The sequence below is a fragment of the Lentzea tibetensis genome (genome assembly GCF_007845675.1).
Classification (GTDB): domain Bacteria; phylum Actinomycetota; class Actinomycetes; order Mycobacteriales; family Pseudonocardiaceae; genus Lentzea; species Lentzea tibetensis.
Genome location: NZ_VOBR01000005.1, coordinates 130,255 through 143,762 on the forward strand (window position 1 = coordinate 130,255; position 13,508 = coordinate 143,762).

The 13,508-nt window shown below is 69.6% G+C and carries 8 protein-coding genes, 2 tRNA genes and 2 pseudogenes; 7 read left to right on the forward strand and 5 right to left on the reverse strand.

All coding sequences use genetic code 11. From position 1 onward, the window contains the following. Positions 1-12 precede the first annotated feature (12 nt). Positions 13-2,094: pseudogene (locus tag FKR81_RS09105) on the forward strand (ATP-binding protein); the annotation flags it as partial. A 183-nt stretch (positions 2,095-2,277) separates the two neighbouring features. On the opposite strand, the pseudogene FKR81_RS44915 reads toward FKR81_RS09105, so the two are convergent. Further along, positions 2,278-3,060: pseudogene (locus FKR81_RS44915) on the reverse strand (GlxA family transcriptional regulator); the annotation flags it as partial. 71 nt (positions 3,061-3,131) lie between these two features. Between FKR81_RS44915 and FKR81_RS09110 the strand changes: the two are divergent. Continuing rightward, positions 3,132-4,406, forward strand: coding sequence for an MFS transporter (locus FKR81_RS09110; protein WP_407936509.1), 1,275 nt, complete (start codon positions 3,132-3,134; stop codon positions 4,404-4,406). Here FKR81_RS09110 and FKR81_RS09115 read toward each other — a convergent pair. Beyond that, positions 4,332-5,852 carry a helicase HerA-like domain-containing protein gene (locus FKR81_RS09115; RefSeq protein ID WP_146350534.1) on the reverse strand — a complete coding sequence of 507 codons (1,521 nt, stop codon included), beginning with the start codon at positions 5,850-5,852 and terminating at the stop codon, positions 4,332-4,334. The genes FKR81_RS09110 and FKR81_RS09115 overlap by 75 nt on opposite strands. A gap of 72 nt (positions 5,853-5,924) precedes the next feature. Here FKR81_RS09115 and orn point away from each other — a divergent pair, with 72 nt between their 5' ends. The 3 genes from orn to FKR81_RS09130 all read left to right on the forward strand — a co-directional run bounded on the left by orn (position 5,925) and on the right by FKR81_RS09130 (position 8,448). Beyond that, positions 5,925-6,530 carry an oligoribonuclease gene (gene orn / locus FKR81_RS09120; protein ID WP_146350535.1) on the forward strand — a complete coding sequence of 202 codons (606 nt, stop codon included), beginning with the start codon at positions 5,925-5,927 and terminating at the stop codon, positions 6,528-6,530. Positions 6,531-6,596: 66 nt separating this feature from the next. Beyond that, positions 6,597-6,669 (forward strand) — tRNA-His (locus FKR81_RS09125). A gap of 162 nt (positions 6,670-6,831) precedes the next feature. Further along, the gene (locus FKR81_RS09130; protein WP_146350536.1) at positions 6,832-8,448 is read left to right on the forward strand and encodes an ABC-F family ATP-binding cassette domain-containing protein; all 1,617 of its coding nucleotides are present in this window, start codon (positions 6,832-6,834) and stop codon (positions 8,446-8,448) included. On the opposite strand, the gene FKR81_RS09135 is transcribed toward FKR81_RS09130, so the two are convergent. Both FKR81_RS09135 and FKR81_RS09140 read right to left on the reverse strand, forming a co-directional pair. Further along, positions 8,445-10,445: a PQQ-dependent sugar dehydrogenase gene (locus FKR81_RS09135; protein ID WP_186762867.1), complete on the reverse strand. Its 2,001-nt coding sequence runs from the start codon at positions 10,443-10,445 to the stop codon at positions 8,445-8,447. The genes FKR81_RS09130 and FKR81_RS09135 overlap by 4 nt on opposite strands. A gap of 120 nt (positions 10,446-10,565) precedes the next feature. Next, a complete protein-coding gene (locus tag FKR81_RS09140) occupies positions 10,566-11,609 on the reverse strand; it encodes a L,D-transpeptidase (protein ID WP_235921408.1) in 1,044 nt (347 codons plus the stop codon). A 372-nt stretch (positions 11,610-11,981) separates the two neighbouring features. Here FKR81_RS09140 and FKR81_RS09145 point away from each other — a divergent pair. Both FKR81_RS09145 and FKR81_RS09150 read left to right on the forward strand, forming a co-directional pair. Next, a tRNA-Lys gene (locus FKR81_RS09145) sits at positions 11,982-12,055 on the forward strand. A 232-nt stretch (positions 12,056-12,287) separates the two neighbouring features. Continuing rightward, complete coding sequence (locus FKR81_RS09150) at positions 12,288-13,169, forward strand: aldo/keto reductase (RefSeq protein WP_146350539.1); 882 nt, start codon at positions 12,288-12,290, stop codon at positions 13,167-13,169. On the opposite strand, the gene FKR81_RS45955 is transcribed toward FKR81_RS09150, so the two are convergent. Continuing rightward, positions 13,094-13,498, reverse strand: a complete 405-nt coding sequence (locus tag FKR81_RS45955; protein ID WP_407936512.1) for a flavodoxin — start codon at positions 13,496-13,498, stop codon at positions 13,094-13,096. The two genes, FKR81_RS09150 and FKR81_RS45955, sit on opposite strands and share 76 nt — an antisense overlap. Positions 13,499-13,508: the final 10 nt, after the last annotated feature.

Genomic DNA, 13,508 nt, shown 5'->3' on the forward strand with positions numbered 1-13,508 from the left:
GGTGGTGCCGCGATGGCGGCTGAGTGCGGTTCGTTCGGTGCGGCCCTTCGTGAACACCGGGTCCGACGCGGACTGACCCAGCAGACGGTCGCCGAGCTCGCGGACGTGAGCGTCCGCACCGTGCAGGCGCTGGAGCAGGGCCACACGCGCGAACCGGAGCCGTCGACGGCCGCGCGGCTCGCGGTGGCCGTGCGGCTGCTGTGGCCGCCGTCCGACGTGCCGCTGCCGCCGGTGCGGCCGCCCGCGCAGCTGCCGATGGACGCGCGCGGGTTCGTTGGCAGGAAACGACAGCTGGACGTGCTCGACGAGCTCGCGAGTGGTGGCCGCCCCGTGGTCGTCACCGGTACCGCGGGTGTCGGCAAGACCGCGCTCGGCGTGCGCTGGTCGCACCACGCGCGTCCCCGGTTCCCGGACGGGCAGCTGTACGCGGACCTGCGCGGCTACACCACGGGCAAGCCCATGCGGGTCGACGAGGTCGTCGGCCGGTTCCTGCGCGGGTTCGGCCTGCCCGCGGAACAGGTTCCCGCCGAGCCGGAGCAGGCGCTCGTGCTCTACCAGTCGTTGCTGGCGAACCGGAAGATGCTGGTGCTGCTGGACAACGCGGGCGACGCGGAGCAGGTGCGCGACCTCGTCCCGGACAATCCGGACTGCCTGGCGCTGGTGACGAGCCGCGACCGGGTCGACGGGCTCGACGCGGGCAGGCTCGACCTCGACGTGCTGGACGGCGACGAGGCGCGGGTGCTGCTGTGCGAGACGCTCGGCGCGGACCGGGTGGACGAGGAGCCTTTCGCCGCAACGGAACTCGCGGAGCTGTGCGCGTTCCTGCCGCTGGCGCTGCGGGTCGCGGCGGCGAACCTGGCCGACCAGCCCGGCCTGCCGATCGCGGAGCACGTGGCGTCGCTGCAGGAGGGCAGCCTGCTGGCGAACCTCGCGGTCGACGGTGATCCGCACGCGGCCGTTCGCGCCGCGTTCGACCTGTCCTACCGCCGACTGTCCGAAGAGGACCAGCAGCTCTTCGGACTGCTCGGGCTGGTGCCGGGACAGGACTTCACGGCGCGGGCCGCGTCCGCGCTGCTCGGCGCACCGGCGGAGGACGGGCTGCGCAGGCTCGCGTCCGCGCACCTCGTGCACGAGCACGCGCCCGGCCGGTACGCGTTCCACGACCTGCTGCGGCTGTACGCGGCGGAACTGTCCACCGGCGACACCCCGGCCGGGCTGTACGACTGGTACCTCGGCAACGCGTGCGCGGCGCTCCGGCTGCAGTCGCCCGAGTCGATCGGGCTGCCGATGCCCGAACTGCCCGCGGACGACTTCGCCGGCCCCGCGGCCGCGATGGCGTGGCTGGACGCCGAGATGGGCAACGTGACCGCGGCGATCACCGACTGCCGGTTCCCCTCGCTGCACGAACGCGCGTGGCAGCTGTCGGACCGGATGCGCAGCTACTACTGGACGTCCGGGAACTTCCTGCCGTGGCGCGCCGCGTGCGAGGCCGTGCTGAAGCTGGCCGGTGACAACCTGATGGCGCTGGCGAGCGCGCACTTCGCGCTCACCGGCGCGTGCACGCGGCTGAACGACTACCAGCGGTCGCTGTGGCACGGGGAGCAGGCGCTCGCGCTGGCGCGGGAGTGCGACTGGCGGATCCTGGAGTCGGCGACGCTGGGCACGATGGCGGCGCTGACGTACGAGCTCGGCAGGATGGACGAGGCGCTGCGGTACGGCAAGGCGGCGGTCGCGCTGGGTGAGGAGCTGGACGCACCCTCTGTGGTGGCGAACAGCATGGTCAACCTCGGCAGCACCTACCTCGACCTCGGCGACTACGAGGAGGCGCTCGCCTGCTGCCAGCGCGGCTACGAGATCGCCGGGACGATCGACGCGCGCTACGTCGAGGCGCTCTCGCTGGGCGCGGTCGGCACGGTGCACCGCAAGGCGGGCAGGCCGGAGGAAGCGTTGCGCTGCTTGACGTCCACGATCGCGACGCTGGAGGAGCTCGGCGACACCGCGTACGTCGGCCGGGCGCTGTTCAACCTCGCCGAGACGCAGGTCGACCTCGGTGACCTCGACGCCGCGCTCGCCACCGCCGAGCGGGCGGTCGAGGTGACGCCGCAGGGCGGTGACCACATGGGCATGAGCGACTCGCACCGGGTGCTCGGCCGGGTGCTCACCGCGCGCGGCGAGACGCGGCGCGCACAGGAGCACAACCAGCGCGCGCTCGTGCTGGCGCGCCACCTGGTCCACCGCCATGTCCGTGGTCTCCAGCAGGTGCCTTGCCCGTTCCACGCGCTGCTCCGTGATCCACCGGCCGGGGCTCGTCCCGGTCTCCTCGCGGAACCGGCGGGTGAACGTGCGGACGCTCATCCGCGCCTGGTCGGCCAGCGCGGTCAGCTCCAGCGGTTCGTCGAGCCGCTGCAACGCCCACGCGCGGGCGGGTGCGGTCGTCGTGTCGCCGAGCTCGGGCACCGGGCGCTGGATGAACTGCGACTGGCCGCCCTGCCGCCACGGCGGCACGACGCAGTAGCGCGCCACCTGGTTCGCGACTTCGCTGCCGTGGTCGGAGCGGATCACGTGCAGCACCAGGTCGATGCCCGCCGCGACGCCCGCGGACGTCAGCACGTCGCCGTCGTCCACGAACAGCACGTCCGGGTTCAGGTGGACCCGCGGGTACATCCGGCGGAAGTCGTCCGTGCAGCTCCAGTGCGTCGTCGCCGGCCTGCCGTCGAGCAGACCGGCCGCGGCGAGCACGAACGCGCCCGTGCAGATCGACATGATCCGCCCGGCCCGCGTGCCGTGCAGCGCCTCGTGGACGGCGGGCTCGACCACGCCGTCGCGGCGCGCCGGCAGGTACCGCGTGCCCGGCACCAGGACCGTGTCGGCGTCGCGCAGCACCTCGAGGCCGTGGTCCGGGGTGATCGTGTAGCCGCCGCTGGTCGCGATCGGGCGGCGGTCCGGCGAGCAGACCAGCACCTCGTACCGGTCCGGCAGGTTCGAGAACATGTGCGTCGAGCTGCCCAGGTCGAACGCGATCGACGTTTCGAGCGCGAGCACGGCGAGGCGATGCGGCATGGCCGGATTCTTTCACATGTTGGCTGCCAGGCCACTGGTTGTCGTGTCTCCCATCACCGACGCTGGTCGGTGTGAGACTGCATTGGGCCGGGGTGGTCGCCGGGGTGTCGTTCGTCGCGTTGGTGGGCGCCGCGAGTTTCCGCGCGGCGCCGGGGGCGCTCATCGCGCCGTTGCAGCAGGAGTTCGGCTGGACGACGGGCACGATCTCGCTCGCCGTGTCGATCAACCTGCTGCTGTACGGCCTGACCGCGCCGTTCGCCGCGGCGCTGATGGACCGCTTCGGCGTGCGCAGGGTCGTGGCGAGCGCGCTGGCGCTGGTGGCGGCCGGTGCCGGGCTGACCGTGTTCATGACCTCCGCGTGGCAGCTGGTGCTGCTGTGGGGCGTGGTCGTCGGGCTGGGCACCGGGTCGATGGCGCTGGCGTTCGTCGCGACGATCACCGGCCGGTGGTTCGTGCGGCACCGCGGTCTCGTCACCGGCGTGCTGACGGCCGGTGGCGCCGCCGGGCAGCTGGTGTTCCTGCCGACCGTCGCGTGGCTCGCGGACGACTACGGCTGGCGGCCCGCGTCGCTGGTGATCTGCGCCGCCGCCCTGGCGGTCGTGCCGCTGGCGTGGTTCTTCCTGCGCGAGTACCCGCGTGACATGGGGTTGCTGCCGCTGGGCGCGACCGAGGAGCCGCCGGTTCCCGTGCACACCGAGGGTGCCGCGAAGCGTGCTCTGACGGCTCTGCGCGCTGCCGCCCGGACGCGGCCGTTCTGGTTGCTGGCCGGTGGTTTCGCGATCTGCGGCGCGTCGACGAACGGGCTCGTCGGCACGCACTTCATCCCCGCCGCGCACGACCACGGCATGCCGACGACCACAGCCGCCGGGCTGCTGGCGCTGGTCGGGATCTTCGACATCGCGGGCACGGTCGTGTCCGGTTGGCTGACCGATCGGATGGACTCGCGACTGCTGCTGGCGATCTACTACGCGCTGCGCGGGCTGTCGCTGCTGGTGCTGCCGCAGCTGTTCGCGGCGTCGGCGCACCCGTCGATGCTCGTGTTCATCATCTTCTACGGCCTGGACTGGGTCGCGACCGTGCCGCCGACGGTCGCGTTGTGCCGCCAGTACTTCGGGATGTCCGGCCCGGTGGTGTTCGGCTGGGTGTTCGCCTCGCACCAGGTGGGCGCGGCGTTCGCGGCGACGGCGGCCGGGCTCACCCGCGACCACCTCGGCGCGTACGACCTCGCCTGGTACGTCGCGGGCGGCCTGTCGATCGGGGCTGCCGTCTTGTCAGCGTCGCTTGCGCGAGGTCCCGAAGATCCCGCGCGTGATCTCGCGCGCGAGAGCGCTACCAGCCGAGCGTAGGAAGGACTTCACCGCCGAGTTGCCGAGCACCTTCTCGACGAGTCCCGGTTCGTCCTTCTCCGGCTTCGGCTGTTCCTGAGGTGGCGCCTCTCCCTCTTGCCGGGGAGGCGCCACCTTCTGCATCAGCTGCTCGTAGGCCGACTCCCGGTCGACGGTCTCGCCGTACTTGCCGTTGAGGTCGGACGACGCCGCGGCCTGCTTGATCGCGTCGGTGCCGATGGTGTCCATCAGGCTGCGGGGCGCGCGGAGCCTGGTCCACGCGACCGGGGTCGGCGCGCCCTTCTCGCTGAGCACGGTGATGACGGCCTCGCCGATGCCGAGCGACGTGAGGGCCTTCTCCAGGTCGTAGTGCGGCGTCGTCGGGTACGTCTTCACCGTGCGCGCCAACGCCTTCTGGTCGTCCGGCGTGAACGCGCGCAACGCGTGCTGGACGCGGGCGCCGAGCTGGGACAGCACCTCGTTCGGCACGTCCGTGGGCAGCTGCGTGCAGAAGAAGATGCCGACGCCCTTGGACCGGATCAGCTTCACGGTCTGGGTGATCTTCTCCAGGAACGCCTTGGAGGCGTCCGCGAACACCAGGTGCGCCTCGTCGAAGAAGAAGACGAGCTTCGGCTTGTCCAGGTCGCCCTCCTCGGGCAACGTCTCGAACAGCTCGGCCAGCAGCCACATCAGGAACGTGGAGAACAGCGCCGGGTTCGACTGCAGGTCGCCGATCTCCAGCAGGCTGATGAGGCCTTTGCCGTCCTTGTTCCGCATGAGGTCGTTGGGGTCGAGCTCCGGCTCGCCGAAGAACCGGTCGCCGCCCTGCGCCTCGAGGTTCACCAGCGCGCGCAGGATCACGCCCGCGGTGGCGCTCGCGACCCCGCCGATGCCCTTGAGGTCTTCCTTGCCCTCGTCGCTCGTCAGGTGCGTGATGACGGCGCGCAGGTCCTTGGTGTCCAGCAGTGGGAGACCGCGGCTGTCCGCCCAGTGGAAGATCAGGCCGAGCGTCGACTCCTGGGTGTCGTTGAGCCCCAGCACCTTCGACAGCAGGATCGGGCCGAAGCTGGTGATCGTCGCGCGCAGCGGGACGCCGATGCCGCCGGTGCCGATCGACAGGAACTGGACGGGGAACGCGGTCGCCTGCCAGTCGTCACCGGTCTCGCCGGCTCGCGTGGTGATCCGGTCGCTCGACGCACCCTGCTGCGACAGCCCGGAGAGATCGCCCTTCACGTCCGCCATCAGCACCGGAACGCCCGCGTTGCTGAGCTGTTCCGCGATGAGCTGCAACGTCTTGGTCTTGCCCGTACCGGTCGCGCCCGCCACCAGACCATGCCGGTTGATCATGGAAAGCGGGATGCGGACGTGCGCGGTCGGCTCGACCGTCGCGTCGACCAGTACGGCACCGAGTTCGATGGCCGTACCTTCGAGGGCGTAACCAGCAGCGATCTCAGCTTGAGCCGTCATGACGAACGAGCGTAACCAGGTTGCCTCCATGCGCCACTCGAAGTTGAAGCGTTGACCACTAGGCTTCGTCGGGTGATGGAACGTCTGGTGTGGATCGACTGTGAGATGACCGGACTCGATCTGGGCAAGGACGCCTTGATCGAGATCGCGGCCCTGGTCACCGACGCGGAGCTCAACGTGCTCGGCGAAGGTGTGGACGTGGTGATCCACGCCGACGACGAGGTGCTCGACTCCATGCCGGAAGTCGTCATGCAGATGCACGCCAAGTCCGGGCTCACCGAAGAGGTCAAGCGCTCGACGGTGACGATGGATGAGGCCGAGGCGCTGGTGCTGGCCTACATCAAGGAATGGGTGCCGGACCCGCGCACCGCTCCGCTGGCTGGCAACTCGATCGCGACGGACCGCGGCTTCATCGCCCGCGACATGCCGACGCTCGACGCGCACCTGCACTACCGCATGGTCGACGTGTCGTCGATCAAGGAGCTGTGCAGGCGCTGGTACCCGCGGATCTACTACGCGCAGCCCGGAAAGGGCCTCGCGCACCGAGCGCTGGCGGACATCAAGGAGTCGATCCGCGAGCTCGCCTACTACCGGCGCACCGCGTTCGTCCCGCAGCCGGGGCCGTCCACGGAGCAGGCCCAGGCCGTGGCCGCTGAGCTGCTGAAAGACGCGGACTGACCCCCTGATTTCAATTTCGCTGGATCCTCACGCTATGCTTTCGGAGCCGGTGCGAACCGGCCAATGGTGGGTGTAGCTCAGCCGGTAGAGCACTGGGTTGTGATCCCAGGTGTCGCGGGTTCAAGTCCCGTCACTCACCCGATTCCGAGGGCGAGGCATATCTGCGGAAAGCGCAGATCTCCTCGCCCTCGGGCTATTTTCTGGGGGCCGAGCCCCCAGGCCCCAGCCGGGGGCTGCGCCCCCGGACCCCCGGTGGGCTCGGCTTCGCCATCGCCCCCCTTCCTTGTGGCCCGGGAGTGTTATGAGCGCCACGCTGGTCGCGAAAGATCTCGCCGCAGGCCACGGCGACCGGGCCCTGTTCACGGGACTCGACCTAGTGGTCGCACCCGGTGACGTGGTGGGCCTGGTCGGGGTGAACGGCGCGGGCAAGTCCACGCTGCTGCGCACCCTCGCCGGGCTCATCCCGTGCGAGGAAGGCCGAGTCTCGCTGAGCCCGCCGTCCGCGAACGTGGGCTTCCTGCCCCAGGAACCCGACCGCGTGCCCGGCGAGACCGTGCGGGCGTTCCTGCACCGGCGCACCGGTGTGTTCACGGCGCAGACAACCCTGGACGCGGAGACCGAGGCGCTCGCGACCGGCGGCGGCGACGGCTACTCCGAGGCGCTGGACCGCTGGCTCGCACTCGGCGGGGCTGACCTGGACGAGCGTGCTGAGGCGTTGGAGCTGCCGTTCAGCCTCGAGCTGGAGATGACCGCGCTGTCCGGCGGCCAGGCGGCGCGGGCGGGCATGGCGTCGCTGCTGCTGAGCCGCTACGACATCTTCCTGCTCGACGAACCGACCAACGACCTCGACCTGGACGGGTTGGAGCGGCTGGAGAAGTTCGTCTCCGAGCTGCGCGCGGGCACCGTCGTCGTGTCGCACGACCGCGAGTTCCTGGCGCGCACCGTGACCCGCGTCGTGGAGCTCGATCTGGCGCAGCAGCAGGTGAAGTCGTTCGGCGGCGGCTACGAGTCGTACCTCGAGGAGCGCGAGATCGCCCGGCGGCACGCGCGCGCCGAGTACGACGAGTACGCGGACACGCTGGCCGGTCTGGAAGCACGCGGGCGGATGCAGCGCGCGTGGATGGAGAAGGGCGTCAAGAACGCCCGCCGCAAGGCGCCGGACAACGACAAGAACGCCCGCAAGTTCCGCTCCGAGTCGACCGAGAAGCAGGCGTCGAAGGCGCGGCAGACCGAGCGGATGATCGAACGGCTCGACGTCGTCGACGAGCCGCGCAAGGAGTGGGAGCTGCGGATGGAGATCGCCGCGGCGCCGCGTTCCGGTGCCGTGGTGGCGTCTTTGCGCGGCGCGGTGGTGCAGCGCGGGTCGTTCTCGCTGGGGCCGGTCGACCTGCAGATCGACTGGGCGGACCGGGTCGCGATCACCGGCGCCAACGGGTCGGGGAAGTCGACCCTGCTCGGCGCTCTGCTGGGCCGGGTACCGCTGTCGGACGGCCACGCGTCGCTGGGCTCGGGCGTGGTCGTGGGCGAGGTCGACCAGGCGCGCGGGCTGTTCCTCGGGCCGTCGGCTCTGGTGGACGCCTTCCAGGACGTCGTGCCGGACATGGCACCAGCCGACGTGCGCACGCTGCTCGCCAAGTTCGGGCTGAAGGCGGCGCACGTGCTGCGGCCCGCCGCGTCGTTGTCGCCGGGTGAGCGCACTCGTGCGGCGCTGGCTTTGTTGCAGGCGCGCGGGGTCAACCTGCTCGTGCTGGACGAGCCGACCAACCACCTCGACCTGGCCGCGATCGAGCAGCTCGAGTCGGCGCTGGACTCGTACAACGGGACGCTGCTGCTGGTGACGCACGACCGCCGCATGCTCGACGCGGTGCACGTGACGCGTCACCTGGCCGTCGGCGACGGCCAGGTGACGTCGCTCTAACGCAGTGCCACGTGCATCAGCACGGTGGTGCTGTTGTGCGGAATGCTGTCCTTGTCACCGTTCGACGTGGTGAGCCAGAGCCCGCCGTCCGGTGACCTCTCGACGGTCCGCAGCCGCCCGTAGTGGCCCTCGAAGTACGACGTGGGCGCACCGAGCCCCTGCCGCGTGATCGGCATCCGGTAGAGCTTCTGCCCGCGCAGCGCCGCCAGGTACAGCACGTCGTTCACGATCGTCAGACCGGACGGCGACGCCGCCGACACGGGCGAGGTCCACTGCGGCTTGACGAACGTCGGCTCGTCGCAGGCGCCCGCGGTGCCTTCGCAGGCGGGCCAGCCGTAGTTGCCGCCCGGCTTGATGAGGTTGACCTCGTCCATGATCGAGTTGCCGAACTCGGCCTCCCAGAGGCGTCCGCGCGAGTCGAACGCGAGGCCCTGGACGTTGCGGTGGCCGTAGCTGTAGACGTACTTGCCGGGGAACGGGTTGTCGCGCGGGACGCTGCCGTCCGGGTTGACGCGCAACACCTTGCCGCCCAGCGAGTTCAGGTCCTGCGCGAACTGCGGCACCTGGCCGTCGCCGGTCGCGATGTAGAGCTTGCCGTCCGGGCCGAACCGCAGCCGGCCGCCGTTGTGGAACTTGTTGCGCGGCGCGCCGGTGAGCAGAACCTGGTGGTCGGTCAGCTTTCCGTCCGCCAGGCGCATGCGCACGAGCCGGTTGTCGGTCGGGCTGGTGTGGTAGAGGTAGATCCACTCGCCGCGTCGTTCGACGCCGAGCAGGCCGCCCTCGCCGTCGGTGCTGACGACGTTGGGGACGTGGCCCACCACGGTCTTCTCGCCGGTGCGGGTCACCCGGACGACGTCGGCGGAGTCGCGTTGCGCGTACAGCGCCGAGCCGTCCGGCAGGAACTCGAGGCCCCACGGGACGTCCGTGTCGGCCACGACGCGGGTCATCTGGCCGACCGCGTCGCGTCCCCTGGTCGTGGTCACCGCGACCGGCTCGGTGAACGCGGAGCTCTTGCCCGAGGTGTCGATCGCCTTGACCGTGAACGCGTACGCGGTGTTCGCGGCCAGGCCGGAGATCGTGGCGTTCGGGGTGGCGGACGTGCCGGCCTGCGCACCCTCGCGGAACACCGCGTAGCTCGCGACGCCGACGTTGTCCGTGGACGCGGTCCAGGTCAGCGCGACACCGTTCGCCGTGGGCACGGCTCTGACGTTCGTCGGGACCGACGGCGGTTCGTTGTCCACCACCGCGGGCGGCGTGGTGATGTTCACCGTGTTGCTGGCCTGCGAGACGTTGCCCGCCGCGTCACGGGCGTTGACGTAGAACGAGTACGGCGTGTTCGGGTTCAGGCGCGTGACGTTGTTGTTGTTCGTCGCGCCACCGTCGACGGTCTTCACGAACGCGCCGGAGTTGTAGATGTCGTAGGCGACGACCTGCACGTTGTCGGCCGCAGGCGTCCACTCGAGGCGCACCGAGGTGGCCGTCGACGCGGTGGCCCTGAGGCCGGCGGGCGGATTCGGCGGCGTGACGTCGACGACGCCGGGCTTGCCGTAGACCTGGAACTCGGGAATCTCGTAGCTGTCGTAACAGGGTCGCTCCAGGTAGACCCGGATGAACCGCCCGTTCGCGGTCAGGTCGTCGCGGTCGATCGTGCCACCGTTGCCGATCGACGTCCGGTGGATCTCGTTCCAGTAGATGCCGTCCGGGGACGTCTGCACCTCGAAGACGCGCCCGCACTCACGGCCCCAGCTCAGGACGAACCGGTTGATCGTGGAGATGGCGCCGAGGTCGAGCGTCAGCCACTGGTTCTGCTCACGCCCGGCGCGCCAGCTGGTGCGCGGGTTCCCGTCGGTCGTCTTGGTGGCGGTGTGCCGCGCGCTCGGCTCGCTGGACGCGGTGGCGACGGCCTTCAGAGGTGGTTCTCCGGCGTGCGCGGCGGGGGTGAGCCCCAGCACGACCGCCGCGGTGGTGGCGAGGACGAGAAGTCTTCGCAAGGCCACGGTGCCTCCCAGGTAGGTATGGGCGGCGGTGGCGCGGCCAGCTTTCCACAAACGTTTTCACGCGGCCAGAGCAAAACGCCCGACGCGATCCGCGCCGGGCGTTTTGGCTGTTATGACTGTTTAGCGGTTGCCCTTCACCCACTGGTCCCACGGGACCTGCCAGTCGCCGAAGCCGTCCCACGACTCCAGCGCCGGACCGCCCGAGTTGCGGACGATGACGATGTCCCCCTGCTTGGCGTTGTCGAAGAAGAACTTCGCGTTCGCCGGCGCCAGGTTGAGGCAGCCGTGGCTGACGTTGCGGTAACCCTGGTCGCCGACCGACCACGGCGCCGAGTGGACGAAGATCCCGCTGTTGGACATGCGGGTCGCCCAGTCGACCGGCGTCTTGTAGCCGCCGTTCTCCAGCGCCAGGCCGTACGTCGTCGAGTCCATGATCATGTGGTCGCGCTTCTCGGTGATCACGTACGTTCCGACGGGCGTGGTGTTCGCGGCGTTGCCCATGGACGTCGGCACGGTGCGGGTGACCACGCCGTTGACCTTGGTGACGAGCTGGTGCGTGCCACCGTCGGCCTCGTGGATCACGGAGTCACCGATGACCGTGTTGATGGTCCGGTCCTCCTGGCCGTACACGCCGTTGCCCATGTGCTTGCCGTACACCTTGACGTGCATGGTGACCTTGGTGCCCGGCTTCCAGAACTCCTGCGGCCGCCAGTGGACTTCCTTCTCGTTGAACCAGTAGAAGGCGCCCTCGACCTTGGGGTCGGTGGTGATCTGGATGGCCTGCTCGGCCGCGATCTTGTCCGTGACCTTCTCGTCGAAGTAGAACGCCAGCGGCTGCCCGACACCGACCGTCGAGCCGTCCATCGGGTTCGTCGAGACGAACGTCTGCGTACGAGGCTTCACCGTCGAAAAGCTCGACGTCTTCGTCTGCGGCTTCCCGTCCTCACCGACACCGGTGGCGGTCAGCTTGTAAGTCTTGCCGTAACCGAGCATCTCGGCGTTCGTCCACTGCGTGCCCTCGGCGTTCAGGTGCCCCTGGACGGCCTTGCCCTCACCGTTGGTCAGCGTGACCTCGGTGAGCTTCCCGTCCGCGGCGGTCGCGATCACCGGCAACCCCGGCGCGACGTCCGCGGCACCCTCGTTCAGCGCGAGCGTGAGCGTCACCGGCTTGGGCGGCGGTGGAGTGGAGGAGGACGCTGCGCTCCCTTGCGCCGTCTCCCCGTTTCCCGAGCACGCTGTGATCAAGGTCGCAGCGAGCGCCACCGCGACCAGACCCGCGCCCCGCTTGCCCCACATCCCCATCGACTGCTTCCGATCTACTTGTTCCCCAGACACCCGAGACTGCCTGCTATCAAGCTGTTTTGGTGTCCCCCGACAAGGTGACGCCATCAAGGTTGTCCACGTTGCCCAGGATGCTGGATCGTTACCAGTCCGAAGTAGTCCCGGACCCCGGCTGACCAGCCGATTGGGAACCGCGCGAACCCCTGTGCTAATGTTCTCCACGTCGGAACGAGCAAGACAGACCGACACCCGCATGCGCCGCTAGCTCAGTTGGTTAGAGCAGCTGACTCTTAATCAGCGGGTCCGGGGTTCGAGTCCCTGGCGGCGTACATCGAAGAAGCAGGTTAATCTCCGGATTAACCTGCTTCTTCGTTTTTGTGCGTTTTCATACGAACTCCCCTTCTCCGGTTTGCCGGCCCGAGGACATCCCTGGGATTAAGGGATCAGGCTGCTCCGGCCGCGGTGTGGTGGAAGCGCTCGGTGAGCTCCTGCTCGAGAGCGTCTGGCGAGGGGTAACAGCGGTCCCTCCCTCCCGCGTGAGACCGCTCCTACGGTGAAGGGATGGATATGACCCTCACTCTGAACAACGGCGTCGAAATGCCCTCGCTGGGGTTCGGCGTCTTCCAGACCCCGCCCGCGGAGACGGTCGAGGCGGTGGAGACGGCGCTGCGCACGGGCTACCGGCACATCGACACCGCGGCCGCCTACGGCAACGAACGCGAGGTGGGAGAAGGCATCCGACGCTCCGGGGTGGACCGGGACGAGGTGTTCGTCGAGACCAAGGTCTGGATCAACGACTACGGCTGTGACGCCACTCTGCACGCCTTCGACAAGAGCGCGGGCAAGCTCGGCGTGGACCGGATCGACCTGTTGATCCTGCACCAGGCGCTGCCGTCGCGGTTCGACCTCACGATCGAGGCCTACCGCGCGTTGGAGAAGCTCCTCGCGGACGGGAAGGTGCGGGCGATCGGGGTCAGCAACTTCATGCCCGGCCACCTCGACGACCTGCTGAAGACGGCGACCGTGGTGCCTGCGGTGAACCAGATCGAGGTGCATCCGTACTTTCAGCAGCCCGACGTCCTGGCGGCGAACGCCGCGCACGGCATCCTCACGCAGGCTTGGTCGCCGATCGGCGGGATCACCTTCTACCGCGACGGCGGCGGAGGGAGCACTCTCGACGACGAGACCATCACCAAGATCGCGGTAGCGCACGGCAAGACCCCGGCGCAGGTCATGCTCCGCTGGCACCTGCAGCGCGGCCGTTCCGCGATTCCGAAGTCCACCAGGCCGCAGCGCATCGCCGAGAACTTCGAGGTGGTCGACTTCGATCTCACCGAGGCCGAACTCGCCGCCGTCGACGGTCTCGATCAGGGCGTGCGGCGCTGCCCCGAACCCGGCGACATCACCCTGGAGACCTTCGGGCGGGAGATCCCCGAGGCCTGACCGTCACCGCACCGGGGTGACCTGTCGCAACCAGGACGAGACGGCATCGCCCGCGTCGCGGACTTCCTCGCCGCGCACGGCGGGACGGTCTTGCCGGCGAAGTCGAGACCTTCGGTGAAGGTGCGCATCACCATCGGCGGGCGGACGTTCCACAGTCCGCTGCCCAGCAGCACGACGTCGTAACCGGTGATGTCCGGAAGCGGTTCGGCGATGGCGGGCCGCGCGTCGGCGTCCTGCTCCCGCACGTTGCGGTCGACCGTCTCGTCGTAGTTGTCGGAGTACGGCTCGGCGGCCGCGACCTGACCCCGGCCACGCTCTCCTGGGTTCAGGACGCCTACA

What these genes read in the sequence shown, in the direction of transcription:
- FKR81_RS09115 (WP_146350534.1), bottom strand. Translation starts at nt 5,852, where the DNA reads ATGACGGCTCAAGCTGAGATCGCTGCTGGTTACGCCCTCGAAGGTACG.
- FKR81_RS09130 (WP_146350536.1), top strand. Translation starts at nt 6,832, where the DNA reads ATGAGCGCCACGCTGGTCGCGAAAGATCTCGCCGCAGGCCACGGCGAC.
- FKR81_RS09150 (WP_146350539.1), top strand. Translation starts at nt 12,288, where the DNA reads ATGGATATGACCCTCACTCTGAACAACGGCGTCGAAATGCCCTCGCTG.